At 69.7% G+C, this 25093-nt stretch carries 22 protein-coding genes and 3 tRNA genes; 16 read left to right on the forward strand and 9 right to left on the reverse strand.

Annotation, left to right across the window (positions count from 1 at the left end):
• Positions 1-50 precede the first annotated feature (50 nt).
• The 6 genes from folE to SM116_RS00410 all read right to left on the reverse strand — a co-directional run bounded on the left by folE (position 51) and on the right by SM116_RS00410 (position 6110).
• Entirely contained in the window at positions 51-644 is a 594-nt protein-coding gene (folE, locus tag SM116_RS00385; RefSeq protein WP_320942493.1) for a GTP cyclohydrolase I, read from the reverse strand.
• Between the two features lie 5 nt (positions 645-649).
• Positions 650-2653, reverse strand: a complete 2004-nt coding sequence (gene ftsH, locus SM116_RS00390) for an ATP-dependent zinc metalloprotease FtsH (RefSeq protein WP_320942494.1) — start codon at positions 2651-2653, stop codon at positions 650-652.
• A 137-nt stretch (positions 2654-2790) separates the two neighbouring features.
• Entirely contained in the window at positions 2791-3342 is a 552-nt protein-coding gene (hpt, locus tag SM116_RS00395; RefSeq protein ID WP_320942495.1) for a hypoxanthine phosphoribosyltransferase, read from the reverse strand.
• 25 nt (positions 3343-3367) lie between these two features.
• Positions 3368-4270, reverse strand: coding sequence for a VOC family protein (locus SM116_RS00400; protein WP_320942496.1), 903 nt, complete (start codon positions 4268-4270; stop codon positions 3368-3370).
• Between the two features lie 74 nt (positions 4271-4344).
• Positions 4345-5328: a tRNA lysidine(34) synthetase TilS gene (tilS, locus tag SM116_RS00405; protein WP_320942497.1), complete on the reverse strand. Its 984-nt coding sequence runs from the start codon at positions 5326-5328 to the stop codon at positions 4345-4347.
• 32 nt (positions 5329-5360) lie between these two features.
• Entirely contained in the window at positions 5361-6110 is a 750-nt protein-coding gene (locus SM116_RS00410) for a class I SAM-dependent methyltransferase (RefSeq protein WP_425563239.1), read from the reverse strand.
• Positions 6111-6211: 101 nt separating this feature from the next.
• On the opposite strand from SM116_RS00410, the gene SM116_RS00415 reads away from it, so the two are divergent.
• Positions 6212-6700: an inorganic diphosphatase gene (locus SM116_RS00415; RefSeq protein WP_320942499.1), complete on the forward strand. Its 489-nt coding sequence runs from the start codon at positions 6212-6214 to the stop codon at positions 6698-6700.
• 61 nt (positions 6701-6761) lie between these two features.
• On the opposite strand, the gene SM116_RS00420 is transcribed toward SM116_RS00415, so the two are convergent.
• Positions 6762-8120: a M23 family metallopeptidase gene (locus tag SM116_RS00420; RefSeq protein ID WP_320942500.1), complete on the reverse strand. Its 1359-nt coding sequence runs from the start codon at positions 8118-8120 to the stop codon at positions 6762-6764.
• A gap of 228 nt (positions 8121-8348) precedes the next feature.
• Between SM116_RS00420 and SM116_RS00425 the strand changes: the two genes are divergently transcribed.
• The 3 genes from SM116_RS00425 to SM116_RS00435 all read left to right on the forward strand — a co-directional run bounded on the left by SM116_RS00425 (position 8349) and on the right by SM116_RS00435 (position 8664).
• Positions 8349-8421 (forward strand) — tRNA-Glu (locus SM116_RS00425).
• 27 nt (positions 8422-8448) lie between these two features.
• A tRNA-Asp gene (locus SM116_RS00430) sits at positions 8449-8522 on the forward strand.
• A 69-nt stretch (positions 8523-8591) separates the two neighbouring features.
• Positions 8592-8664, forward strand: a tRNA-Phe gene (locus tag SM116_RS00435).
• Positions 8665-8821: 157 nt separating this feature from the next.
• On the opposite strand, the gene SM116_RS00440 is transcribed toward SM116_RS00435, so the two are convergent.
• Positions 8822-9832, reverse strand: a complete 1011-nt coding sequence (locus SM116_RS00440; protein ID WP_320942501.1) for a LacI family DNA-binding transcriptional regulator — start codon at positions 9830-9832, stop codon at positions 8822-8824.
• A 187-nt stretch (positions 9833-10019) separates the two neighbouring features.
• On the opposite strand from SM116_RS00440, the gene SM116_RS00445 reads away from it, so the two are divergent.
• From SM116_RS00445 to arfA, 5 genes are all read left to right on the forward strand, one after another.
• The gene (locus SM116_RS00445) at positions 10020-11285 is read left to right on the forward strand and encodes an ABC transporter substrate-binding protein (protein ID WP_320942502.1); all 1266 of its coding nucleotides are present in this window, start codon (positions 10020-10022) and stop codon (positions 11283-11285) included.
• A gap of 50 nt (positions 11286-11335) precedes the next feature.
• On the forward strand, positions 11336-12286 hold the full coding sequence (locus SM116_RS00450; protein ID WP_320942503.1) for a carbohydrate ABC transporter permease: 951 nt from the start codon (positions 11336-11338) through the stop codon (positions 12284-12286).
• The gene (locus tag SM116_RS00455; protein WP_320942504.1) at positions 12283-13131 is read left to right on the forward strand and encodes a carbohydrate ABC transporter permease; all 849 of its coding nucleotides are present in this window, start codon (positions 12283-12285) and stop codon (positions 13129-13131) included. The genes SM116_RS00450 and SM116_RS00455 overlap by 4 nt, the downstream gene beginning before the upstream one ends.
• Positions 13128-14423, forward strand: a complete 1296-nt coding sequence (locus tag SM116_RS00460) for a family 1 glycosylhydrolase (protein WP_320942505.1) — start codon at positions 13128-13130, stop codon at positions 14421-14423. Before SM116_RS00455 ends, SM116_RS00460 begins: the two co-directional genes overlap by 4 nt.
• Before the next feature lie 95 nt (positions 14424-14518).
• A complete protein-coding gene (gene arfA, locus SM116_RS00465; protein WP_320942506.1) occupies positions 14519-16036 on the forward strand; it encodes an arabinosylfuranosidase ArfA in 1518 nt (505 codons plus the stop codon).
• A gap of 180 nt (positions 16037-16216) precedes the next feature.
• Here the strand turns inward: arfA and SM116_RS00470 are convergent, their stop codons facing one another.
• On the reverse strand, positions 16217-17776 hold the full coding sequence (locus tag SM116_RS00470; RefSeq protein WP_320942507.1) for a molybdopterin-dependent oxidoreductase: 1560 nt from the start codon (positions 17774-17776) through the stop codon (positions 16217-16219).
• Positions 17777-17900: 124 nt separating this feature from the next.
• Between SM116_RS00470 and SM116_RS00475 the strand changes: the two genes are divergently transcribed.
• The 7 genes from SM116_RS00475 (at position 17901) to SM116_RS00505 (ending at position 25092) form a co-directional block, all read left to right on the forward strand.
• On the forward strand, positions 17901-18560 hold the full coding sequence (locus tag SM116_RS00475) for a fasciclin domain-containing protein (protein WP_320942508.1): 660 nt from the start codon (positions 17901-17903) through the stop codon (positions 18558-18560).
• Between the two features lie 185 nt (positions 18561-18745).
• Complete coding sequence (locus SM116_RS00480; RefSeq protein ID WP_320942509.1) at positions 18746-19921, forward strand: mandelate racemase/muconate lactonizing enzyme family protein; 1176 nt, start codon at positions 18746-18748, stop codon at positions 19919-19921.
• Between the two features lies 1 nt (position 19922).
• Positions 19923-20882, forward strand: coding sequence for an MBL fold metallo-hydrolase (locus tag SM116_RS00485; RefSeq protein ID WP_320942510.1), 960 nt, complete (start codon positions 19923-19925; stop codon positions 20880-20882).
• The gene (locus SM116_RS00490; protein WP_320942511.1) at positions 20879-21931 is read left to right on the forward strand and encodes a Gfo/Idh/MocA family protein; all 1053 of its coding nucleotides are present in this window, start codon (positions 20879-20881) and stop codon (positions 21929-21931) included. Before SM116_RS00485 ends, SM116_RS00490 begins: the two co-directional genes overlap by 4 nt.
• Positions 21924-23165 (forward strand): CaiB/BaiF CoA transferase family protein, encoded by a 1242-nt coding sequence (locus SM116_RS00495; protein WP_320942512.1) that lies wholly within the window; start codon positions 21924-21926, stop codon positions 23163-23165. Before SM116_RS00490 ends, SM116_RS00495 begins: the two co-directional genes overlap by 8 nt.
• The gene (locus SM116_RS00500; RefSeq protein ID WP_320942513.1) at positions 23162-24295 is read left to right on the forward strand and encodes an extracellular solute-binding protein; all 1134 of its coding nucleotides are present in this window, start codon (positions 23162-23164) and stop codon (positions 24293-24295) included. Before SM116_RS00495 ends, SM116_RS00500 begins: the two co-directional genes overlap by 4 nt.
• Positions 24292-25092: an enoyl-CoA hydratase/isomerase family protein gene (locus tag SM116_RS00505; RefSeq protein ID WP_320942514.1), complete on the forward strand. Its 801-nt coding sequence runs from the start codon at positions 24292-24294 to the stop codon at positions 25090-25092. Before SM116_RS00500 ends, SM116_RS00505 begins: the two co-directional genes overlap by 4 nt.
• Position 25093: the final 1 nt, after the last annotated feature.

Below are 25093 nucleotides of genomic sequence, written 5' to 3' on the forward strand. Positions count from 1 at the left end.
CACCTGGACACCGGGCCGTATGGACCGGACGGCGTGCGGAGCGTGCTCGCTCAACGGCCGGGTCCCGCTCCGATGAGGGCGATGAGCTCGGCGCGGGCCGCGGGCTCCGCCAGGTCCCCGCGCGCGGCGATCGTCACGGTGGATGCATCGGCCTGCTGCTCGCCGCGGGTGGTGACGCATTGGTGCGTGGCGTCGAGCACGACGAGCACGCCCCGGCAGTCGAGCGACCCCATGATCGTGTCCGCGATCTGCTCGCCCAGGCGCTCCTGCACCTGCGGACGGGAGGCCAGGATGCCGACGACCTTCGGCAGTGCGCCGAGCCCGACCACCTGCTCCCCGGGCAGGTATGCGATGTGCGCGTGCCCCGTGAACGGCAGGAGGTGGTGCTCGCACATGCTGCGGAAGCGGATGTCGCGCAGCATCACGGCGCCGGAGGGCACCGTGTCGGGCGCAGGCCCGGACGACACCGAGATGGTGTGCGCGAGCGGGGCTGCGGCATCCTCTCCCACGCCCGCGAAGAACTCGGCGTAGGCGTCGGCGACGCGCTGGGGCGTCTGACGCAGGCCGGGGCGATCGGGGTCCTCCCCGATCGCCCCCAGCAGCTCGTGCACGAGCGCGCGCACGCGCTCACGATCGACGGTCACGCCGGCTACGCCGTCGCGGGGCGCGCCTGTCCGGTCGGGCGGCGGCGCGGCGCCTTCTCGTGCGAGCCGTCCGCCTCGGTCGAAGCCGCCACGCCCGCAGGGAGGGCGCGGCGCGGGATCTCGACGGGGGGCAGTGCCGAGGTCGGGCGCTCGCTGCTCGACAGCCATTGCGGGCGCGGCGGGAGCTTCTTGACGTCCTTGAAGATCTCTGCGATCTCGTTGTGGTCCAGGGTCTCCTTCTCGAGGAGCGCCAGCGCGAGCTTGTCGAGCACGTCGCGGTTGTCGTTCAGAACCTGGTACGCCTCGTTGTGCGCCTGCTCGATGAGGTCGCGCACCTGCGTGTCCACGCGCTCGGCGACCGTCTCGGAGTACTCCCGGCCGTGGCCCATGTCGCGGCCCATGAAGACCTCGCCGGAGGCCGCGCCGAGCTTGACGGGGCCGACATCCGTCGTCATCCCGTACTCGGTGACCATCTTGCGCGCGATGCTCGTCGCCTTCTCGATGTCGTTCGAGGCGCCGGTCGTCGGGTCGTGGAACACGATCTCCTCGGCGACGCGGCCGCCCATCGCCCAGGCGAGCTGGTCCTGCAGCTCGTTGCGGGTGATGGAGTACTTGTCATCCAGCGGCATCACCATGGTGTAGCCGAGCGCCTTGCCGCGCGGCAGGATCGTGATCTTCGTCACCGGGTCGGAGTAATTCATCGCCGCCGCCGTGAGGGCGTGGCCGCCCTCGTGGTAGGCCGTGATGAGCTTCTCCTTGTCCCTCATGACGCGCGTGCGGCGCTGCGGGCCGGCGATGACGCGGTCGATCGCCTCGTCGAGCGCGCGGTTGTCGATGAGCTGGGCGTTGGAGCGGGCCGTGAGCAGCGCGGCCTCGTTGAGCACGTTCGCGAGGTCGGCGCCGGTGAAGCCCGGCGTCTTGCGCGCGACGACCTCGAGGTCGACCGAGTCGGCGAGCGGCTTGCCGCGGCCGTGCACCTCGAGGATGGTCTGACGGCCGCGGAGGTCGGGAGCGTCGACGCCGATCTGGCGGTCGAAGCGGCCCGGGCGCAGCAGGGCGGGGTCGAGGATGTCGGGGCGGTTCGTCGCGGCGATGACGATGACGTTCGCCTTGGGGTCGAAGCCGTCCATCTCGACGAGCATCTGGTTCAGCGTCTGCTCGCGCTCGTCGTGACCGCCGCCGAGGCCGGCACCGCGATGGCGGCCGACCGCATCGATCTCGTCGATGAAGATGATGGCCGGAGCGTTCTCCTTGGCCTGGTTGAAGAGGTCGCGCACACGGCTCGCGCCGACGCCGACGAACATCTCCACGAAGTCCGAGCCCGAGATCGAGTAGAACGGCACGCCGGCCTCACCCGCGACAGCGCGCGCGAGCAGCGTCTTGCCGGTGCCGGGAGGGCCGTACAGCAGCACGCCCTTCGGGATGCGGGCGCCGACGGCCTGGAAACGAGCAGGGTCCTTCAGGAAGTCCTTGATCTCCTGCATCTCCTCGATCGCCTCGTCGGCGCCGGCGACATCGTTGAACGTGACCTGCGGCATCTCCTTCGTCACGAGCTTGGCGCGCGACTTGCCGAACTGCATCACCTTGTTGCCGCCGCCCTGGGCGCTCGAGAGCAGGAACCAGAACAGCAGGCCGAGGAGCACCATCGGCAGTGCCAGCGAGAGGAAGCCGTCGAACCAGGACGCCTTCGGCACCTCGTCGTTGAAGCCGCCCTTCGGGTCGGCGGCGTTGATCGCGTTGACGACCTCGCTCGCCCGCGCGGTGACGTAGTAGAACTGCACGTCCTCGGCGCCCTTGTACGGCTCGGAGAGCTTCATGTCGACCCTCTGGTCGCCGTCCGTGTTCGTGACCGACGTCACGGTGGTGCCCTTGAGCAGCTGGAGACCCTCCTGGGTCGAGATCTGCTTCGCCCCACCCAGGCTGGTGATGAGCGAGAAGCCCACGAACAGCAGGAACCCGATCAGGATCACGTAGATGATCGGGTTACGGGTGATCTTCTTGAAGTCCATGCTGAGGGGGGAACCCCGGTCCCTTCGTCACGACCCGTCGCTGATGACGGTCCTCTCAGGCTAGCGCGGCGGAATGGACGAGGCCTGTGGATTCGCCCACGGCTGAACGGGTGACCGCGGGCGTCCGAGGCGACGCGTCAGGCGTAGACGTGCGGCGCGAGCACCGCGACATCGCGGAGGTTGCGGTAGCGCTCCGCGTAGTCCAGCCCGTAGCCGACGACGAACTCGTTCGGGATGTCGAAGCCGACATACTTGCACTCGACGTGGACCTTCGCCGCATCCGGTTTGCGCAGCAGGGCGAACACCTCGACGGATGCCGCCCCCCGGGACTCGAAGTTCTCCAGCAGCCAGCTCAGGGTGAGCCCGGAGTCGATGATGTCCTCGACGATGAGCACGTCGCGATCGGTCAGGTCCTCATCGAGGTCCTTGCGGATCTGGACGACGCCGCTCGACTTGGTGCCGGCGCCGTACGACGACACCGCCATCCAGTCCATCGGCGCGACCGTCGGCAGCGCCCGCGAGAAGTCGGCCATCACCATGACGGCGCCCTTGAGCACGCCGACGAGCAGCAGGTTCTTGTCCGCGTAGTCGACCGCGACCTGCGCCGCGATGTCGCGCAGCCGCGCCTGGATCTGCTCCTCGGTGACGAGGACGTCGGTCAGCTGGTCGGAGATGTCGGCCGCGCGCATGCCTGAAGCCTAGTGTCCGCCCGATTCAGCCGTGGAGGTCGGCGATCACGATCTTCTTCATCTGCAGCATCGCCGGGAAGGCCCCCGGTGCCTTCAGCAGCTCGCCGATGTTCTTCGGGACGACCTGCCAGCTCACGCCGAACGCGTCGCGACACCATCCGCACTGCTCGGCCGCCGGGTCCTGGGACAGCACGTTCCAGAAGCGGTCGATCTCGTCCTGGCTGTCGCACTGCACGATGAGCGAGATGCCCTCACTGAACGTGAAGTCCTGGTCGGTCCCGGAGTCCATCGCCGCGAACCACTGCCCGGCCAGCTCCACGTCGCCGAACATCACGGCACCGGCGCCGGCGGGCCCGGTGGGCTCGGCGTACGCCGCCGTCGTCCCGCGCGTGCCGCCGAACACCTCGGCGTAGGTCGTGAGGGCATCGTCCGCCCGGTTCTGGTTCGGCCCGCAGAACATGAGGCTCGGCACGACCGGCGGCCGTGGCGCACCCCCCGGATTCGCGAGCATGAGCTGCCATGAGACGCCGAAGCTGTCCTGCACCCACCCGTACCACGGGCTGTAGGGGTACTCGCCGAGGGGGATCATGACCTGGCCGTCGTCGGCCAGCATCGCCCAGGTGCGGTCGAGCTCTGCTCGGGCGTCGTCGCGCTCGTCGCCTCGGGTGCCGTCGAAGTCCAGCATGAACGAGATCGAGGGATTCGGTGCGAACTCGTCCCCGCCGTTGAGCAGGTTCAGGCGGTACCCGCCGACCTCGAGGTCGATCGTGATGGTCTTGCCCGCCATGCTCCGCTGGAACTCGGGCAGCCCCTCGCTCGGATACTTCTCGGCCTGCGCGATCCGCGCAGCGGGGAGCGCGGCCCGGTAGAACTCGGCCATCTCGTCCGCGTTCCCACTGCACCAGATACTCGGGATGATCTTCTGCATGACATCGGTCCTCTCGGATCGTCCTCGTCCCAGCGTCGCCCACGGGGTCGAGGCGATCAAGGGGCCCCGCGGTCTCAGCCCGCGGCGAAGACGATCCGGCCGCCCTCGCGGCGGGCCCGGCATCCGGGCAGATCCACAGGCCCCTGTCCCGCCCACTCGGTGGCCAGCCGCGCCACCTCGAGGGTCTGCACGCGGGTGAGGCTCGTGCCGAACTCGGCTGCGACGACGTGCCGGATGATGCGGTTCCGCAGTGCTGCCGGATTCGCCGCGAGCGCGGCGGCCGAGACGGAGATGCCGGCCTCGGCATGCTCGACGATGTCCTCGATCGTCTCGTCGATCATCTCCGCGAAAGCGTCGGCATCCTCCCGCAGCTGCTCCGCGGTGCGCGCGAGCGCCTCCGCGACGCCCGGGCCGAGCTCGGCCTCGAAGGTGGGCAGGACCGTGCGGCGCACCCGGACCCGGGCGAAAGCCGGATCCTCGTTGTGCGGGTCCTCCCACGGCTGCAGACCCTCGGCCGCGCAGGCGGCGCGAGTCGTCGCGCGGCGCACGCCGAGCAGCGGACGCAGCACCTGGATGCCGTCCCGCTCGGATGTCGGGGCCATTCCCTGCAGGCTCGCCGCCCCGGAACCCCGTGCAAGACCGAGCAGCACCGTCTCGGCCTGGTCGTCGAGCGTGTGCCCGGTGAGGATCGCCGTGGCGCCCGACTCGCGTGTGGACGCGAGGAGCGCTGCATAGCGCGCCGTGCGCGCGGCCGCCTCGACACCTCCCCCGCCCTCCACCTCGACACGGACGACGGATGCCGCGGCCCCCAGACCGCGCGCGGCGGCGGCCGCCGCATCCGCGATCTGCGCCGATGCGTCCTGGAGGCCGTGGTCCACGACGACCGCGCGCACGGCGAGACCGTGCTTCGGCGCCTCGAAGGCGGTAGCGGCCGTCAGCGCCAGGCTGTCGGCACCGCCCGAGAGCGCCACCACGACCTCCCCCGTGCGGCCGCGCAGTGCCCGCCGCACGGCGACACGCACCTCGGCGACGGCAGGATCGAGCCCCGGGCGATGCATGACTCCACGGTAGGGCGCGTGGAGCCGCCCCACTACCGCGGTGCGGGACCGACGAGCCGATAGACCGAGACGTGACTGCGCGAGTCGGCGGTGAACTCGCTGCGATCCCAGTCGGCCCAGCGGCTCTCCAGCTCGAAGCCCGCCAGTCGCGCCATGAGGTCGAGCTCGCTCGGCCAGATGTAGCGGTGCGGCGAGCGGCCGATCCGTGCCTCGTGGCCGTCCTCGAGGTCGGCGCCGAAGCGGACGTGATGCGAGACCACGTGCTGGCGCAGCGTGTCGTAGGTGTCGACCAGCAGATACCCCGGCTCGCTCACCTCCACCGTGGCGTCGTGGCCGGGCGGCAGGGAGCGCAGCTGCGGCACCCACAGCTCGATGACGAAGCGGCCGCCGGGAGCGAGGTGCCGGGCGGCGTTGCGGAAGCACTCGACCTGCTCGTCCTGCGTCAGGAGGTTCGAGATCGTGTTGAAGACGAGGAAGGCGAGCGAGAAGCCGGTGCCCGCGGATGCGGTGGTCATGTCGCCCTGGACGACCGGGATACGGTCCTCGCCGACCTTCTCGCGCAGCCGTGCGAGCATCGCGTGGGACAGCTCGATGCCGGCGACCTCGACGCCGGCATCGGCCAGCGGGATGGCGACCCGACCGGTGCCGATCGCGAACTCGACCGCACGCCCGCCCGCGGCGAGCTCGGCCAGCGTCGCGACGGTGGGCCCGAGCACGGCGGGGTCGAACATCCCCTCCCCGGGGCTGTCGTAGCTGCGCGCGGCGTCCTCGTCCCAGATCATCTGCTGATCGACCACATCCCCATGCTGTCACTGCGTGCGCCCCGACTGGGCGCCCTGACTAGGCTTGACCCGCATCCCCTTGATCTTCCGAAGGAGCACACATGGGCGCGTACGACGCCGTCATCGAGATCCCGCGCGGCAGCCGCGTCAAGTACGAGGTCGACCACGAGACCGGACACGTCCACCTCGACCGCATCCTCTACACGGTCTTCGGCTACCCCGCGGACTACGGCTTCTTCGACAAGACCCTCGGCGAGGACGGCGACCCGCTCGACGTCCTGGTGCTGCTCGACCAGACGCTCTTCCCGGGCGTCCACGCGACGGTCCGCCCGGTGGGCGTGCTCAAGATGAGCGACGAGGCCGGCGGCGACGACAAGGTCGTGGCGGTGCTCGCGAAGGACCCGCGCTGGAACCACATCCAGGACGTCGACGACATCCCGGAGTACACGAAGAAGGAGATCACGCACTTCTTCGAGCACTACAAGGACCTCGAGCCCGGCAAGTGGGTCAAGGTCGACGACTGGGCCGATGCGGCCGAGGCCGAGCGCCTCGTCGGCGAGGCGATCGCGCGCTACAGCCACGGTCACTGACAGGCGCTGAAGCGAAGGGATGCCGCCGGCCTCGGCCGACGGCATCCCTTCGTCGTTCTCGTCAGACCGAGATGCCGCGGGCCGCCATGAACGGGACGGGGTTGACCGGCGTGCCGTTCACGTGGATCTCGTAGTGCAGGTGGCAGCCGAAGGAGTTGCCCGTGTTGCCGACGTAGGCGATCAGCTGGCCGGCGCCGACGCTCTGCCCGGGACGCACCCGGATGCCGCCGTCCACGATGTGCCCGTAGCCGGTCTCGACGCCGCCCCCGTGGTCGATCTGGATGTAGTTGCCGTAGCCGCCGTTGTAACCGGCGTAGACCACGGTCCCCGCGTGCGCGGCGACGATCGGATAGCCGCAGCCCGGCGCGAGGTCGACCCCGTAGTGGTAACTGGTCGCGCAGTAGCTCGGTGAGCATTGGACGGAGCGAGGGCCGAAGCCCGAGGTCTGTGCGCCTCCCGTCGGCCGGCACCACCCGGAGGCCACGACGTTGCCGTAGCCTCCGCCGCCACCACCGCCTCCGCCCGTCGCGGCTGCAGCGGCGGCGGCCGCCGCCTCGCGCTCGCGCTGCAGCTCGGCCTGCCGACGGGCCTCGACCCCGGCCTGGTAGCCGGCGACGGTGGCGGCCGTCGCATCCTTCAGGGCCGCGAGCTGCGCGTTCAGGTCGTCGAGGTGCTGGTTCTGGGCATCGAGCGCGGCCTGCGCCGCATCCGAGGCAGCCTGCGCGGCGACCATCTTCTGCTGGGCGACCTGCTGCAGACGGTCGCGCTCGTCGCGCGCCCGCTTCGCCTGATCACTGAGGCTCTTCGCCGAGTTGCGGGCGGCGACCGCCTCGTCATACACGTTCTGGTTGCGCTCGAGCAGCTTGTCCATCGTGCCGAGCTTGGCGAGGATGTCGTCGGCGGTCGTCGCCGAGCCGGACATGAACAGCTGCATGGCGGTGTCGTCGCCGCCATTGCGGTACAGCTGGGATGCGACGCGCCCGGCGTGCTGCGCCGCGGTCTTGGCCTTGGCCTCCTGCGCGTCGGCCTGGTCCTGGAGCTGCTGCGCACGCTGCGCGGCATCGAAGTACGCCTGCTGCGCGGCGTAGAAGTCTGCGCCCGCCTGGACGGCTGCGGCCTGCTTGTTGGCGGCGTCCGCCTGCAGGGCGTTGATGAGGTTCTGGATGTTGGTGATCTCGGCGGCCTTGGCGGCCTCGCTCGCCTTGGCGCGCTGCACGTCGTCCCAGGAGGGGTACGAGTCGGCCCATGCGCGCGGAAGCGAGCCTGCGGCCGTCGCGGCGAGGGTCGCGAGACCCAGCACGCCCACGCCGATCGCGGCCCGACGGGTCAGGTCGGGCCACAGCACGCGGCGCTCGCGCGCCGTGGGCGCGCAATCGCAGTCTTCCGCTCGGAATCCGTCTCCGAGGTCGTCGGTCGGCATCTCCTGCCTCCTCCCGCCTTCGGGCACAACATCAGTCACATTAGCAACAACTGTCACAGGTTTGTGAGATACGGGTACATCCATGATGCGCCTCCTGCCCTCAGGAGGACACCCCCACACGCGGGGAGGTCGGCAGCGGCCGTTCTCGTACACGTGGCCCGATTCGCGTTCTCGTAGATGTTCCCTTATGCTTGATCTCCGGTAAGCGTGAGCCTCCGAGGTTCACCCGGCCCCATCGTTTAGCGGCCTAGGACGCCGCCCTTTCACGGCGGTAGCACGGGTTCGAATCCCGTTGGGGTCACTCTCACCACCACAATTTCACAAGCATGGCCCTGTAGCGCAGTTGGTTAGCGTGCCGCCCTGTCACGGCGGAGGTCGCGGGTTCAAGTCCCGTCAGGGTCGCTCCGAGCGACGGGCCCTTTCATTGCGGAGGGCCTTTCGTTTAGGACACGACATCCACGGATGCCGTGCGGCTCTGTAGCTCAGTTGGTAGAGCGTTCGACTGAAAATCGAAAGGTCACCGGATCGATGCCGGTCGGAGCCACAAGGGCGATCGTTACAATCGTCCCAGAGACCCTCGCGTAGCTTCTACATCGCGGGGGTTTCGCTTTTCCCCGGAATCACTCTGATCACGAGGCACGGCTGACTCGGATGTCCCCTGCTCGGTGTCCCGAGTCGACCAGGTGCCGACCCGGCAGTCGTCAGTGCGCCGTCGATTCTCGTTCGACGAGCGCGAAGTCGATCAGGACGCGGTGCTCAGGGGCCGATTCGGGGTTGGACAGCTGCTCAGCGAGCAACCGCACGGCGGTCTCGGCGATCTTCGAGCCGCCCAGATCGACGGTCGTGAGACTCGGGACGGAGTAGCGCGCCTCGGTGACGTTGTCGATGCCGATCACGGAGACGTCCCCAGGCACCCGCAGGCCGTTGTCCTCGAGGGTGCGCATCGCCCCGAGTGCGAGGCTGTCGTTGAACGCGAAGACGGAGTCGAACGCTGCGCCCCGTTCGATCAGCTGGTGCATCGCCGATGCACCGTCGGCACGGTCCCACACGTCCGCCTCGACGACGAGCCCGGCGTCGTACGGGATGCCGGCAGTGTGGAGCGCATCGCGATACCCCTGGAGGCGTAGTGCTCCTGCGCCGCCGGGAACGCTGCTGCGCGCGCCCAGCGCGGCGATGCGGCGGCACCCGATCCGGATGAGGTGCGACGTTGCGAGCTGCGCCGCTCCGCGCTGGTCAGAGCTGACGTACACGGCGGCACCGCCCACCGGGTGGTCGCCGAGGACGACGGTGGGCACAGAAAGGTCGACCGCCTCGAGCTCTTCGGAACGGTGGTCCATGGGGCTGAGGATCAGGCCATCCACATGCTGCAATCGCGCGCTCGCGAGAAATTCGCGCTCGCGCGCGGCATCACCGGTGCGGGCGATCTGCACCGCGAGCTGATGCTGCTCGGCCGCGTCGATCACCGCTTCGGCCAGCTCGGCGAAGTAGGCGACCGTGAGCGTCGGCACCGCGAGGCCGATGACACCGCTGCGCCCGGACCGCAGATTTCGCGCCGCGAGGTTCAGCTTGTAGTCGAGCTGAGCGATCGCCGCGTGGACGCGGTCGCGCGTCTCAGCGCTGACGTAGGGACGATCGTTGATCACATTCGAGACCGTCTTGGTGGATACGCCTGCCAGACGTGCGACGTCTTGCATCGTCGGGATCGGGTTCACAGCGGGGTCCTCATCGCGCCATCGTACATCGATGTAAGAAGACGGCCCGGAACTGTTGACGGATCGGTGAGCCCTCGCTTACTGTGTCTTACATCGATTACTTTCATCGATTACCGAAGGGCGACGACCCGAACCGACCGCCCGGGCCCCGCATCGCGGTTGAGCCCGTCACAAAGGAGTGCACCCCATGAAACGAATTCACGCCGCCGGCGCTGTGGCGACCGCTCTGGCCATCGCAGGTCTCTCGCTCACTGGCTGCTCCGGAGCCAGTCCGGCTCAGGGCGGCCCCGTCACGCTCACCTTCTGGCACGGCTACACGGAGGCAGACGGCAAGGTCCTGGACAAGATCGTCGCGGACTTCAACGCCCACCAGAAGAAGGTGAGGATCAAGACGGTCACCAAGACGTGGGCGGTCATCGGAGACACGCTGCTCACCGCTCTGTCCGCCAAGCAGGGGCCGGATCTGGTGGCGCTTCCCGCCGAGAACCTGCCCATCTATGCGGGCAAGCACGCGTTCCAGAAGCTCGACGACCTCTACGCGACGAGCGCGGTCAGTGGCGCTTCGCTCAACCCGAACGCGGTCGACATGGTGAAGGTCGACGGCGCGGCCTACGGCGCTCCGCTCGGGTTCGTCCCGCTCTCGGTGATCTACAACAAGACCCTGTTCCAGAAGGCGGGCATCACGTCGTTCCCGACAACATGGGACGAGTGGGTCGCGGATGCGGAGAAGCTCACGGTCGACACGAACGGCGATGGCACCCCCGAGCAGTACGGGCTCGCCCTCCCCGACCACGCAACCGTCGGAAACGGCGTGTGGCCGAGCTTGTTCTACGCCGGCGGCGGCGACCTGGTCAAGGGGTCGAAGTCGGTCATCGACTCGGCCTCGAACATCGACACTCTGACGTTCTGGGCGAAGGCCGTGCAGGAACGGAAGATCTCGCCCACGGGTCTCGACGGCATCGCATCGGACAAGCTCTTCTCCTCAGGCAAGGCCGCGATGGAGGTCGGCGGTCCGTGGATGGCGTCGGTGGCGACCGAGAACAAGATCGACTACGGCATCGCGGGCATCCCGGAAGGCCCCAAGGGACAGGCGGCGTCAGCGATCGGAATCTCCGCGGCGGTGACGTCGCAGGCGTCCGCTGCGCAGAAGGCCGGCGCGGAGGAGTTCCTGGCCTACCTGTACAGCAAGCCGGTTGCCACGGCGTGGTCGCTCGGCTCCGGCTGGCCGCCGCTGCGCACGGACATCCCGGCATCCGACGTGTCCTCGAACCCTGTCGTTGCCGCGCTGACTCCGCTCACTCCTGCGGCGCGACCATTGCTGCCGGGTGTCGCCAGCAGCAGCGATGTTCTCGCGGCCCTCGACGAGGCGACCCAGAAGGCGCTGGCCGGGGGCGACCCCGCAGCCGTCCTGAAGGCAGCCTCGACCACCGCGCAGACCGCGCTCGACAAGTGACCCATGGTGCCCGGGGAGCCACCCCCGGGCACCATCCTCCAGGAGAGTTCATGTCCGTCATCACACGCCCGCCACGGCGACGTGCCGTCTACCGGCCGCCGGCGCCGCTCGGCGGGCGGCCAGGCACCAGACGTGGGCAGGCGCGCATCGCACTGGCCTTCCTGCTCCCCGCGCTCGTCATCCTGCTCCTCTTCGTCGGCTGGCCCATGGTGTCGGCGCTGCGTCTGTCGTTCACCGACGCGAGCGGTCTCGGCGGCGAGAACTGGGTAGGCCTCGCGAACTACGTCCGCATCTTCACCGACCCGAGGATCCTCGGGACACTCGTGACGACCGCTTACTACACGGTGCTCTTCGCGCCGCTGGCGATCGCTGCGGCGCTCCTGCTCGCGATGCTGCTCAACAATCGGCGCCTGTTCGCGCGCGGCTTCTTCCGCACGGCGCTGTTCCTGCCGTTCGTCGTCTCACTCGCGGTCGCGGCGTTCGCGTGGACCTATCTGATCGACCCTCAGGTGGGTCTTGTCAGCTATTGGCTGCAGGGCCTCGGGATCCACCTCGGCAATGCTCTGCAGGATCCTGCGCTCGCGATGCCGACCGTGGTGCTCGTCGCGGTCTGGAAGAGCTTCGGCTTCTACATGGTGATCTTCATCGCGGGCCTGCAGGAGATCCCCGCCTCGCTGTATGAGGCCGCGACGATCGACGGTGCCGGCCCGTGGCGCCGTTTCACCAACGTCACTCTCCCCCAGTTGAACAACACGCTCGCGTTCGTCGTCGTCTTCGCGATGATCGCGGCGCTGCAGGCGTTCGACCAGATCTACGTGATGACCGGCGGCGGCCCGTACCGCACCACACAGACCGTGGTGATGGAGATCTACGACAAGGGGTTCAAGCAGCTCGATCTCGGGCTCGCCACAGCGCTGTCGTATGTGCTGCTGGCCGCCACGCTGATCCTGAGCCTCATCCAGTTCCGATTCTTCGGGCGTCGAGAGGGCGACATCGCATGAGCGTCACGATCGGTATCCGGCGGTCCCGGCGAGCGGCCGATCGCTGGCTTCTCACGGTCGCAGCACTCGTCGTCACTGCGCTCGTTCTGCTGCCCATCGTGATCATCGCGGCCACCGCCTTCAAGCCCGCGGCCGAGATCAACGCGTATCCGCCCACCCTGCTGGCGGCCGAGTGGACACTCGACAATTTCGCGCGCATCTTCCGTGATCTGCCCTTCGGGCGGCTCTTCGTGAACAGCTTCGTCTTCGCGGGCGGTGTCACGCTGTGCGCGCTCTTGTTCGACTCGCTCGCGGCCTACGCCCTCGCGCGCATCGATTTCGCGGGGAGCCGCCTGCTGCTCATCGTGATCGTGGCGAGTCTCATGATCCCGTTCCAGGCGACGCTCATCCCCGTGTACCAGCTCGTCGCGCAGTTCGGATGGGTGAACACCTTCGCGGGGATGATCATCCCGCGCGCCGCAGACGCCTTCGGCATCTTCTTCCTGCGCCAGTTCTTCGTGTCCCTCCCGCGCGATCTGGACAACGCTGCGCGCATCGATGGTGCGGGCGAGTTCCGCATCTTCCGCAGCATCGTGCTGCCGAACGCCGTGCCCGCACTCCTCACCCTCGGCATCTTCACGTTCGTCAACAACTGGAACGACCTGCTGTGGCCGCTCGTGATGACGACCGCGCCCGAGATGGGCACGATCACGTCCGGGCTGACGCTGCTCACCGGCCCGAGCGGCATCATCCCCTACGGCACGATGATGGCCGGCTCGCTGATCGCGGTGCTGCCGCTGGCCGTCATCTTCCTCATCATGCAGAGGCGCTTCATCGAGAGCGTCGCGACGACAGGACTGAAGTGACAGCGACGGACGACACTGGCACAGCGAACAGATGGTTCGCGGATGGCGCCCTGCACCTCGGCCTCGGCATCGAGGACACCTTCGTGCCGCAGGGTGGTCCGGGAGCGAGGCCCATCGACGAGTACGAGCTCACCGAGCACTACGTGCGGTGGCGCGAGGACATCGACCTCGCTGCGGACGTCGGGGCCGAATTCCTGCGCTGGGGGATCCCCTGGCATCGCGTGAATCCTGCGCCCGGCGAGTGGGACTGGGACTGGACCGATCGTGTGCTCGGCCGGATGAGCGAGCACGGCATCCGGCCGGTGGTCGATCTGCTCCACTACGGCACGCCGCTGTGGCTGGAGCGCCAGTTCGCGCACCCCGACTACTCGCGGCGGGTCGCCGAATACGCGGTCGCCGTGGCGGAGCGCTACGGCGACGCCGTCACCGACTACACGCCGGTGAATGAGCCGATGATCCACGTGCTGTTCTGCGGCGAGTACGGCTACTGGCCGCCCTATCTCACGGGCCAGGAAGGCGCGACCCGACTCGCGATGGCGATCGCGGACGGCTTCGCGCGCACCCAGCACGGCATCCGGGATGTGCTCGGCGAGCGCGCCGTGTTCGTGCACGTGGATGCGTCGATGCGATATGTGGGCGACGTCGAAGCTGCCGAGCACCGCGAGACGGCCGCCCGCCTGCGCCATCAGGCGTTCCTCGTCGAGGACCTCGTGACAGGCCGGGTCGACGATCGGCACCCGCTCGCCGCCATGCTGCTGAGCAACGGAGCCGACCCCGCTCTGCTCGGCGAGTTCATCCGGAACCCGGCGCGGCCGGACGTCATGGGAGTCAACTACTACCCTCGGCACTCCACCGAGGTTTTCGAGGCCGGCGTCCACCACGCCGGCGGCTTCGCGGACCCGCGCCCGACCCGCGATGACGGCGTGGCAGGTCTGCGCGAGATGATCGATGAGTACGCGCGACGTTACGGGGCGCCCGTCATGGTGACCGAGACCTGCGTGACAGGATCCGCCGAGGAGCGGATCGGCTGGCTTCGCGAGTCGGTCGATGAGGTGGCGCGGATGCGGCGATCCGGTACCCCCGTCGTCGGATACACCTGGTGGCCGCTGTTCGACATGTACGAGTGGACGTACCGGCATGGGACGGGACCGCGCGCCGAGCACCTGCTCACGATGGGGCTCTTCGATCTCGTGGAGTCGGCGGAAGGACTGCGCCGGGAACGCACGCCGGTGGCGGATGCGTTCCACGCGCTGGCACGGGCGTCGCAACGGGCGGTGGCGACCCCGAGTTGAGCCGGTGGATCGACCCGGATCTTCGGCGCTGCCGGTAGGGCACCCTCTCCCCTGCGCCATCACGCGAACCTCGCCCCCTCTACAGAAAGCACCGCATGCTCACCGCACGACTGACCATCGACCCGCACTTCACCGTCGGAACCGTTCAGCGCCGCCTGTTCGGCGGGTTCGTCGAACATCTCGGCCGCCACGTCTACGACGGCATCTACGAGCCGGGGCACCCGACCGCCGATGCCGACGGCTTCCGGGCGGATGTCATCGAGCTCGTGCGCGAGCTCGGGGTGTCGACCATCCGCTACCCCGGGGGCAACTTCGTCTCGGGCTTCCGCTGGGAAGACAGCGTCGGCCCGCGCGCGGAGCGACCGCGCCGCCTCGACCTGGCATGGCACTCGACCGAGACCAATGAGGTCGGCCTGCACGAGTTCGACGCCTGGCTCCAGAAGGTCGGCAGCGATCTGATGCTCGCAGTCAACCTCGGGACGCGGGGCACCTCCGAGGCGCTCGACCTGCTCGAGTACGCGAACATCCCTGCCGGCACGGCCCGAGCCGAGGAACGCAAGCGCAACGGACGCACCGAGCCGTTCGCGGTCGAGATGTGGTGCCTGGGCAATGAGATGGACGGACCCTGGCAGCTCGGCCACCGGTCAGCGGACGATTACGGCAAGCTCGCCGCGCGCACCGCGAGGGCGATGCGGATGCTCGATCCCCGCGTCAAGCTCGTGGTTTGCGGGTCGTCGAGCGCGCACATGCCGACGTTCGGCGAGTGGGAGCGCACGGTGCTCACGCACACCTACGACGACGTCGACTTCATCTCGTGCCACGCCTACTACGAGGAGCACGACGGCGACCTCGCATCCTTCCTCGCGTCGGCCGTCGACATGGACCGCTTCATCGAGACCGTCGTCGCGACGGCCGATCACGTGGGAGCCGTGCGCGGGTCGTCGAAGAAGATCGACATCTCGTTCGACGAATGGAACGTCTGGTACAGCTCACGCTTCGAGAACGTGGACAAGATCGAGGGCATCGATGAGTGGCCGGTGGCGCCTCGCCTGCTCGAGGACGTCTATTCGGTGGCGGATGCGGTGGTCTTCGGCAACCTCATGATCTCTCTGCTGAAGCACGCGGATCGGGTCACCTCGGCGAGCCTCGCCCAGCTCGTGAACGTGATCGCGCCGATCATGACCGAGCCGAGCGGGCCGGCCTGGCGTCAGACGACGTTCTTCCCGTTCGCCCTCACGTCGCGCCTCGCGCAGGGCTCGGCGCTGGAGCTCAAGCTCGACGCACCCGAGTACGACAGCGCCCGGTACGGGAGCGTGCCGCTCGTCGACGCCGTCGCGACGCACGACGCCTCGACGGGCACCGGCGCGGTGTTCCTCGTGAACCGCTCGACCGAGGAGCCCGTCACCGTTGCCGTCGACATCGCCTCCCTCGGCGCCGTCACGCTGCGGGAGTCGCACACCCTCGCAGACACGGACGTGTACGCGAAGAACACCCTGAGCGCCCCGGAGCGCGTCGCGCCGCGATCCAACGACAGCGTCCGCATCATCGAGGGCGAACTCACCGTGACCCTGCCCCCCGTCTCGTGGACGGCGCTCGGCCTCGACCTCGTGTGAGCTCCCGGCCGCCGGTTGCGGCCCTGGCCGCTGACGCCCTCCGAATCCGACCATTCGCCATACATCCGCACGCAGAGATTTTCCGGCGTCGATCGAACGGAGTGCGGCGACGCCATCGGGAGGGACGTTGGTCCCGCGACGCTGCATCGCGGCGGCTACTCCCGCCGGCGAGGCATCCCCTCAGCCGACGCGCACGAACGTCTGCTGCCAGCCCGTCGACCCATCGGGGGCGATGGGGGTCCGCCTCTGCTCCTGCAGGCGCCCGTCCCGGTCGGTGGCGCGCACCGACAGGGTGTGGCCGCCGGCCGTCGCGTCCCAGGGCAGCGACCACTGCACCCACGTGTCCGCGCTCACCGGGGTCGAGAGCTTCGCATCCTGCCAGGCGCCTCCGTCGATCTGGACCTCGACGCGATGGATGCCGACTCCCTGCGCCCACGCGACGCCGGCGATGACGGTCGGGCCGGGCGCGAGCGAGCGGTCGACCCGCGGCGTGTCGATGCGGCTGGACAGCTTGATGGGCGCCTTCGCGCTGTAGCCGCGCGGCGTCCAGTATCCCTGGTCGCCGGCGAACGTCGTCACCTTCAGCCGCGTCAGCCACTTCGTGGCGGATACGTAGCCGTACAGCCCGGGCACGACCATGCGGACCGGGAAGCCGTGCTCGAGCGGGAGGGGCTCTCCGTTCATGCCGACCGCCAGGATCGCGGCCCGGCGGGCATCGGTCAGCGCCGACAGCGGCGTGCCGGCGCTGAAGCCGTCGATGCTGCGCGAGAGCACCATGTCGGCACCCCGTCGCGGGCGCGCGAGCGCGAGCACGTCGCGCACCGGGACGCCGAGCCAGCGCGCCGTGCCGACGAGGTCGCCGCCGACCTCGTTCGACACGCACGTGAGCGTGATGGCGTACTCGTCGAGGCCCATCCCGAGGAGCTCGTCGAAGGTGAGCTCCACCCGCTTCTCGACCAGGCCGTCGACGACGAGCCGCCAGGATGCCGGGTCGACGGCGGGCACACTGAGGGCCGTGTCGACGCGGTAGAAGTCGGCGTTCGGCGTGAACAGCGGCGAGATGCCCCGCACGGGCAGCTCGGCGCCGGCGGGCACCGCGACCCGCGACCCGGGGGAAGGCAGTCGCAGGCGCGCCCGGATCGCGGCGATGGATGACGGGCCCGCCGACGCGATCCGGGCTCCCGCGAGCGCCGCGACCGCGGCGAGCCCCGCGATCGAGGTGAGCACGAGGAAACGCCTGCGGTCGACCGCGGCCGCGGGCGCGGCATCCACGGTCCCCCGCCAACGCCGCAGCAGGCCCACGAGGATCCCGAGGACGACCGAGCCGACGACGAAGCCGGCGAGCGGAGGCAGGAAGGCGAGGCCTCCGGCGGCGGCGCGCGTGGTCGCCGCAGCCACCGCGGCCGCGCCGGCGACCGCGAACAGGGCGACGCCCGTCCACCGCCGCCAGAGCTCCAGGACGCCCGCGGCGGCTGCCGCCACCAGCGCCCCGGCCGCGAGAGTCGAGAGCAGGAACAGCTTGTCGTTCGAGCCGAAGAGGGCGATGGCGAACTCCTTGGCCCAGCGCGGCACGGTGTCGACGACGACGGAGCCCACGGCCAGTAGCGGACTCGCGCCCGGAGCCGCGACGAGGGCGACGAGCTCCGAGGCGGCGAGGAAGACCGCTCCGCTGACGGCGCCCGCCAGGGCGGCCCAGGCGATGGCGGCCCAGCGGGCACGATTGGTTCGTTTCGATGGCACGACGAGTGTTCGTCGCGGACCCCCGCCGCGGATTGGTCCAATCCGATCGGCGGGCGGCGCCGAAACCCTCTATGACCGCCTGGATCGGGGCGGCCCGAAGGACTCACGCTCCAAGGAGAAGAAAATGCGCACCACCAAGATGTCCCTCGCCGCTGCCGGCGTCCTCGCCGCGGCCGTGCTCGCGCTCACGGCGTGCACGTCGAGCTCCGGCTCGTCCACGAGCGACTCGAACACGCCGATGGCGGAATCGACGCCGTCGGCGACGGCGACGATGGATCCCGCCGCGGACCTCGTCGGGCCCGGCTGCGCCGCATACGCCCAGCAGGTGCCCTCGGGTGCAGGCTCCGTCGCGGGCATGGCTCAGGACCCGGTCGCCACGGCGGCCGGCAACAACCCGCTGCTGACGACGCTGGTGGCGGCCGTCTCCGGCAAGCTCAACGCGAAGGTCAACCTCGTCGACACGCTGAACGGCGGGCAGTTCACCGTCTTCGCGCCCGTCGACGACGCCTTCAAGAAGATCGACCCGGCCACCATCGACAGCCTGAAGACGGATGCGGGAGCAGCGACGCTGACCTCGATCCTCACGTACCACGTCGTGCCGGGCGAGATCTCTCCGCAGGACATCGTCGGCACGCACAAGACGGTCGAAGGCAGCGATGTCACGGTCACGGGATCGGGCGACTCGCTCAAGGTGAACGACGCCAATGTGATCTGCGGCGGCGTGCACACGGCGAACGCCACCGTCTACCTCATCGACGGCGTGCTGATGCCGCCGACCAAGTAGGCCACCGCCACCCTGCCAGGAGCAGCCGGATCGACCGGGGGGATCGATCCGGCTGCTTCGTCGTGTGCGGGACGTCGCCGTCCCGCGAGTGCAGCCGACTCCTCGACCGCAGGACATCGCTGAAGTTGTAACATGTGATGTATGCTCTTTGCACGACGTAGTGCAGAGTCTCGATCAAGGACGATATGAAGATCACTGGATACCGGGTGCTCCGCACCCACCGCGACTGGGGTCGTCCCATCGGGGACGTCAACGGTCACATCGCCTCGGGCATCACCGAGGTGCCCGTCGTGATCCTCGAGACGGATGACGGCCTCACGGGCATCGGCACGGGCTCGGACCATGACCTCGATCGACTCTTCCCCGCGCTCGAGGGCGAGGACCCGCGCGGCGTGAGCGCCCTCTACGACCGCATGCTCGCCCGTGTCTTCAAGGACGGCCACGGCGGCGCGACGTTCGGCGGGATCGCGACCCTGGACATGGCGCTGTGGGACTTGAAGGCCAAGGCCGCCGGCGAACCCCTCTGGCGGCTCCTCGGGGGGCGCGACCGCTTCGTGTCCGGGTACGCGTCGGGGCTCGACATCGCACTCGACGACGAGGCTCTCGCCGAGTTCTATGCGACCATGGCCGACCGCGGCTTCACCGGCGGCAAGCTGAAGGGCGGGCGCGACAGCGCCGCCGACATCCGACGTCTCGGGATCGTCGCCGACGCGCTGCGCGTCAACTCGCCGCACCCGGCGCTGATGCTCGACGCCAACGAGTCGTGGAACCTGAAGCAGGCCGTCCGCTACGTCACCGCCGTCGAAGAGCACCACGATCTCACCTGGGTCGAGGAGCCGCTGCGCCGCTGGGACGCCGTGGGTCACGCGCGCCTGAGCGCGTCGATCAAGGCGGCCGTGGCCACCGGTGAGAACCTCACGGGGCTCGAGCAGTACCGCACGCTGCTCGACCAGGGCGCCGTCGACATCGTGCAGAGCGGCTGCATCTGGGGCATCACCCATTTCCTGCGCGTCGCGTACGCCGCGCACGCGCGCGACCTGCCCGTGAGCCCGGTCGGACTCACGGCCAACGAGGCGGTCGCGCACGCCGCCGCCGCCGTACCCAACCACCTCGCCTCCGAGGTGCAGGATCTCGGAGCTCCGCTCGGCATCACCATCGATCGCGAGATCAGCGACGGCGGCATCGTGCTCGGAGACTCACCCGGTCACGGCCTCACCGTCGACGAGGACGCGATCGCCCGCGGCAGGCGCGGAGGCAGCTGGCTGGTGCCGGAGGGCCCGCACGTGAGGTCCCGCCGCACGGGCCTGCGCCTGGCCGACCCGCACAGCGCGTCGGCGGACGGTTCACGCGGAGAGATGTGACATGCAGCTGCGTCCCGGGCTCCACCGCATCCCCGCGCCCCTCGGCGATCGATTCGTCGCCCTCTATCTCCTGGAGGGCCCCGACGGCATCCTGCTCTGGGACACCGGCATCGCCTCCAGCATCACCGAGACGCTGCTGCCCTACCTGCGGGCGAACGGCATCGACCTGGAGCGGTTGCGATGGGCGATCGACTCGCACTGCGACTTCGACCACACCGGCGGCAATGCCGCGCTGAAGGCCGCCGCTCCGCACGTCGAGCTGTTCGCCGGAGCCGCGGACGTGCCGATGGCGACCGACCTCCAACGGCTCATCGACCAGAGGTACGGTGAGTTCCGCAGCCTCGACGGCTTCGACGATCCGCCCGAGACGACCGCCTACATCCGCCAGGTCGCGCAGCTGGTGGACGCGGTGCGGCCTCTGCAGGGCGGGGAGACCTTCGACCTCGGCGACCGCATCGTCGAGGTGCTGCACACCCCCGGGCACAGCGACGGCCACCTGTCGCTGTGGGATGCGCAGCGGTCGGCGCTGCTGATCGCCGATGCGACGCTCGGAGACACCGTGCCCACGGCCGAGGGCATGCCCGCGTTCCCGCCGACGTACCGCGACACCGACCCGTACCTCGCATCCATCCGCACGTTGCGCCGCCTCGACCCGCACCTGCTCCTCACGGCGCACTACCCCGTGTACGAGGGCGCCGCCGTCGCCGAGTTCCTCGATCTGTCGGAGCGCTATGTGCGCGTTCTCGACGAGGCGCTGGCGAACGCGCTCGGCGACGGCGCGGACCACACCACCCTCGAGCTCATCCACCGCATCGCCCCGGATGTCGGCCCGTGGAGTCCCGCCGCCGCCGAGTACCTGATCTTCCCCGTGTCGGGGAACCTCGAACGGATGCAGCGCGGCGGCCAGGTGACCCTGGGAGACCGCGACGGTCTGCGCACCTGGCGCCGGAGCGACTCATGACGCGTGTGCGCGTGGGCGCCGTGGGCGCCGGATGGTGGGCCACGAGCAACCACTTCCCCGTCTACGCCGCCCGCGACGACGTCGAGCTCGTGGGCGTCTGCGGGCTCGGCGACGACGTCTTCGCGGTGCAGGACCGATTCGGATTCGGATTCGCGACCCACGACGTCGACGAGCTGCTGGCCGCGGATCTCGATGCGGTGGTCATCACGACGCCGCACGACCTCCATTACCCGGCGGCCGTGGCCGCCCTCGATCGCGGCCTGCATGTGCTCTGCGAGAAGCCGATGACGCTGCGCGCCGATCAGGCCTGGGATCTCGTCCGCCGCGCCGATGCGGCCGGCGTCCACCTGCTCGTCCCCTATGGCTGGAACTACAAGCCCTTCACCGTCGCCGCCAAGCGGCTGCTCGACGCCGGCCGTATCGGTCGCATCCAGTACGCGCTCTGCCACATGGCCTCCCCGACGCGCGGGCTGTTCGGCGGCGACCCCGCGCACATGCTCGAGCGCTGGGACTCGGCGACGGCTCCGCAGCCGAGCACGTGGTCGTCCCCGGAGCACGGCGGCGGGTATGCGCACGGGCAGATCACCCACTCGTCGGCGCTGCTGTTCTGGCTCACCGGGATGCGGGCGGCCGCCATCGCCGGTCGCGCCATGAACGCCGGATCGCCCGTCGACCTGTTCGACGCGGCCGTGATCCGCTTCGACGGGGGCGCCCTCGGAACGCTGTCCGGAGCCGCGACCCTCGCCGACGGAGACACGTACCAGGTCGACATCCGCCTGTTCGGCACCGAGGGCGTGCTGATGCTCGACGTCGAGCGCGAGCGGGTCACGCTCAGCCGGTACGACGGCGAGCGCGAGGAGCTCCCGATCGAGCCCGGCGAAGGCGAGTACGAATGCCTCATCCCACCCGCTCGCTTCATCGACCTCATCACCGGCGTCAGCGAGGAGAACAACAGCACCGCGGATGTCGCGGCGCGCTCGGTCGAACTGATCGAAGCGCTGCTGCGCTCATCCGCCGAAGACGGCCGGGAGGTCGACGTCCATGACTGACTCCCCACGAACGGCTGGAGTGCTCGACGGATACCGGGTGATCGACTGCAGCATCGCGATGGCGGGTCCCTTCGCGGCGCAGCGGCTCGGCGACCTCGGCGCGGACGTCATCAAGGTCGAGCCGACGACGGGCGAATGGCAGCGGCATGCCGCGGCCGGCGGGGCCCGGGGCAACCGCATCAACGTGTCGTTCCTGTCGCTCAACCGCAACAAGCGCTCGCTCGCAGTCGACCTCAAGAGCACCGACGGCGCCCACGTCATGCGCGAGCTGCTGGCCACGGCGGACGTCTTCCTGCAGAACTACCGGCCGGGGGTGGCCGGGCGGCTCGGGCTCGACTACGAGTCGGTGCGCGCGCTCAACCCGTCGATCGTCTACGTGTCGATCTCGGGCTACGGCGAGACGGGTCCGTACGCGACACGGCCGGGACAGGACCTCCTCGTGCAGGCGATGTCCGGCGCGATGCTGTCGGCGGGGCGCGCCGGCGGGCCGCCGATGCCGGCGGGGCAGTATCTGGCGGATGCCGTGACGGCCTCCACCGCCTTCGAGGCCGTGCTGGCTGCGCTCCTGCACCGCGAACGCACCGGCGAGGGGCAGCTCGTCACGGTCAACATGCTGGATGCTCTGACGACGCTGCAGATGCAGGAGCTGTCGGTCTTCACCGTCGGCGGTGTTCCCCAGGAGCGCGGCACCGAGCCGAACGCGCACGTCTACATCCGCGCTCCGTACGGCGTGTTCGAGACGTCGGACGGATACCTCGCCCTCGGCTTCGCGGATCTGCAGACGCTCGGACGCCTGATCGGCGAGCCGAGCTTCGCCGGCATGGACCCCGAGATCGAGGGATGGACCCACCGCGACGAGCTCTACGCGCGGACCGCGGCCCGGCTCGGGGAGGACACGACGGCGAACTGGCTCGACTTGCTGCTGCCCGCGGGCATCTGGGCAGGGCCCGTCTACGGCTATGCCGACCTGCTGGACGACCCGCAGATCGCGCACAACGGCACGTTCGTCACCTACGACCACCCGACCGAGGGGCGCATCACGGTGCCCGGCTTCCCGTACCGCTTCTCCGTGACACCCGCCCGCATCGACCGCGGCGCACCGCTGGTCGGCGAGCACACCCGGGACGTGCTCACAGAGCTCGGCCTCCCCGAGGACCGGGTCGCGCAGCTGCTGGACGCGGGAATCGTGGCGGAGTCCTCCGTCTCCGAGGATGCCGTGGAGCCCGCGTCGTGACCGCATACCGAGGCCTCACGTGGGACCACCCGCGCGGCCGCACCGCGCTGCGGGCCGCAGCCGAGCGGCTGTCGCAGCGCAGCGCCGATCGCCTCAGCTGGGATGCGCATCCCTTGGAGGGTTTCGAGTCCACACCGATCGAGGGCCTGGCCAGGGAGTACGACCTCATCGTGCTCGATCACCCCCACCTCGGAGACGCGCTCGAGCACGACTGCCTGCGCCCGCTGGACGAGCTGTTCCCTGCAGGGGAGCTCGCCGCCTGGGCCGCGGCGACGGTCGGGCCGAGCTTCGCGTCCTACTCGATGGCGGGCCGCACATGGGCCCTTCCCCTGGATGCGGCGACCCAGGTCGCCGCGCGACGCGCGGACCTCCTGCCCGCTGCCCCGACGACGTGGACGGAGGCGCTCGAGCTCGCGCGGGCATCCGGAGCCGTCGCGCCGAGCCTCGCCGGACCGCACGCGTTCCTGACGTGGTGCTCCATCGCCGCCGGACTCGGCACGTTCCCCGCGGGCGACGACCTGTTTCCGCACGATGTCGCCCGTGAGGCGTTCGACATCCTCCGCGAGCTCGCGACCCATGCCCCGCCTGGAACCGCGCAGCTGAACCCCATCGAGCTCCTGGAACGGCTGTCGACCACCGACGACGTGCACTACGTGCCGCTCGTGTACGGCTACGTCACGTATGCCACCGGCGAACGCCCGGTGTCGTTCGGTGCTCCCCCGCACGCCGGCGGTCGGATCGGCTCGACCCTCGGCGGCACGGGCATCGCGATCACCCGCCGCACCGCGCCGAGCGCAGCACTCCTCGACCACCTCCGGTGGCTCATGTCCGCCGAGGCGCAGACCGAGTTCATCCCGCGGCACGAGGGTCAGCCCAGCGCCCGGGCCGCCTGGACCTCGCCCGCCCTCGAGGCTTGGTCCGGCGGCTTCTACCGCGACATACTGACGACGATCGAGGATGCGTGGGTCCGTCCTCGCTTCCCCGGCTTCGTCGCGTTCCAGTCGGCGGCGTCCGCCCTGCTGCGCGACGCTCTCGTCCCGGACACGGATGCCGACCCGGACCGCACTCTGGACCGGCTCGAGCAGACCCTTCGCGCCGCCCGGCGCCGCGCCGAGAGGACCGCCGCATGAACCGCACGAGGACCGTCTTCGACCCGGGCATCGACGAGATCACCGTCGTCCTGGACGATGGGGTCGCCGTCGTCACACTGAATCGCCCCGCGAAGCTCAACGCGGTGACCCCGGAGATGTCCGCGTCCCTCGAGCGGTTCGCGGAGTGGGCGAACGACGATCCCGACGTGCGCGCCATCGTGCTGACGGGGGCCGGCGATCGCGCATTCTGCGCGGGAAGCGACATCCGCACCCTCGACGCCTACCCGACGCCGTGGAGCTTCCGCAATCGCCGCGACTACTGCGACGCGCTGCGCGATGTGCGCAAGCCGATCATCGCGGCCGTGAACGGCTACGCCTTCGGGGGCGGCCTGGAGACGGCCCTGACCTGCGACATCCGGCTGGCCGCGACGACCGCGAGCTTCGCCGCCCCCGAGGTCAAGCTCGGGTGGATCGGCGGCGGCGGCATGTCGGCGCTGCTCGCCGGGAGCATCGGACCGGGCAACGCCTCGGTCATGCTGATGACCGGCGATGCGATCGACGCACAGCGGGCACTCGCGTGGGGCCTCGTCAGCGAGGTGCTCAAACCCGACGCGCTGCGTCCCCGTGCGATGGAACTCGCGCAGACGATCGCCAGGCGGCCGCCGATCGCGGTCGCGACCGCGAAGGCCAACCTGGCCGCTGCGGCCGACATGCCGCGGGCGGCCGCGATGGCGTACGAGCGCGAGATGCAGACGATCTCGTTCGCGACGCGCGACGCGGCAGAGGGCCGTGCCGCGTTCGCGGAGCGGCGAGACGGAATCTTCGAAGGACGGTGAA

Source organism: Microbacterium rhizosphaerae (assembly GCF_034120055.1).
In the GTDB taxonomy this organism is placed as follows: domain Bacteria; phylum Actinomycetota; class Actinomycetes; order Actinomycetales; family Microbacteriaceae; genus Microbacterium; species Microbacterium rhizosphaerae.

Coding starts and splice junctions, on each gene's coding strand:
- SM116_RS00475 (WP_320942508.1), top strand. CDS start 17,901: ATGCGCACCACCAAGATGTCCCTCGCCGCTGCCGGCGTCCTCGCCGCG.
- SM116_RS00480 (WP_320942509.1), top strand. CDS start 18,746: ATGAAGATCACTGGATACCGGGTGCTCCGCACCCACCGCGACTGGGGT.
- SM116_RS00490 (WP_320942511.1), top strand. CDS start 20,879: ATGACGCGTGTGCGCGTGGGCGCCGTGGGCGCCGGATGGTGGGCCACG.
- SM116_RS00410 (WP_425563239.1), bottom strand. CDS start 6,110: ATGATCTGGGACGAGGACGCCGCGCGCAGCTACGACAGCCCCGGGGAG.
- SM116_RS00415 (WP_320942499.1), top strand. CDS start 6,212: ATGGGCGCGTACGACGCCGTCATCGAGATCCCGCGCGGCAGCCGCGTC.
- hpt (WP_320942495.1), bottom strand. CDS start 3,342: ATGCGCGCGGCCGACATCTCCGACCAGCTGACCGACGTCCTCGTCACC.
- SM116_RS00450 (WP_320942503.1), top strand. CDS start 11,336: ATGTCCGTCATCACACGCCCGCCACGGCGACGTGCCGTCTACCGGCCG.
- arfA (WP_320942506.1), top strand. CDS start 14,519: ATGCTCACCGCACGACTGACCATCGACCCGCACTTCACCGTCGGAACC.
- SM116_RS00445 (WP_320942502.1), top strand. CDS start 10,020: ATGAAACGAATTCACGCCGCCGGCGCTGTGGCGACCGCTCTGGCCATC.
- SM116_RS00420 (WP_320942500.1), bottom strand. CDS start 8,120: ATGCCGACCGACGACCTCGGAGACGGATTCCGAGCGGAAGACTGCGAT.
- SM116_RS00485 (WP_320942510.1), top strand. CDS start 19,923: ATGCAGCTGCGTCCCGGGCTCCACCGCATCCCCGCGCCCCTCGGCGAT.
- ftsH (WP_320942494.1), bottom strand. CDS start 2,653: ATGGACTTCAAGAAGATCACCCGTAACCCGATCATCTACGTGATCCTG.
- SM116_RS00505 (WP_320942514.1), top strand. CDS start 24,292: ATGAACCGCACGAGGACCGTCTTCGACCCGGGCATCGACGAGATCACC.
- tilS (WP_320942497.1), bottom strand. CDS start 5,328: ATGCATCGCCCGGGGCTCGATCCTGCCGTCGCCGAGGTGCGTGTCGCC.
- SM116_RS00455 (WP_320942504.1), top strand. CDS start 12,283: ATGAGCGTCACGATCGGTATCCGGCGGTCCCGGCGAGCGGCCGATCGC.
- SM116_RS00495 (WP_320942512.1), top strand. CDS start 21,924: ATGACTGACTCCCCACGAACGGCTGGAGTGCTCGACGGATACCGGGTG.
- SM116_RS00400 (WP_320942496.1), bottom strand. CDS start 4,270: ATGCAGAAGATCATCCCGAGTATCTGGTGCAGTGGGAACGCGGACGAG.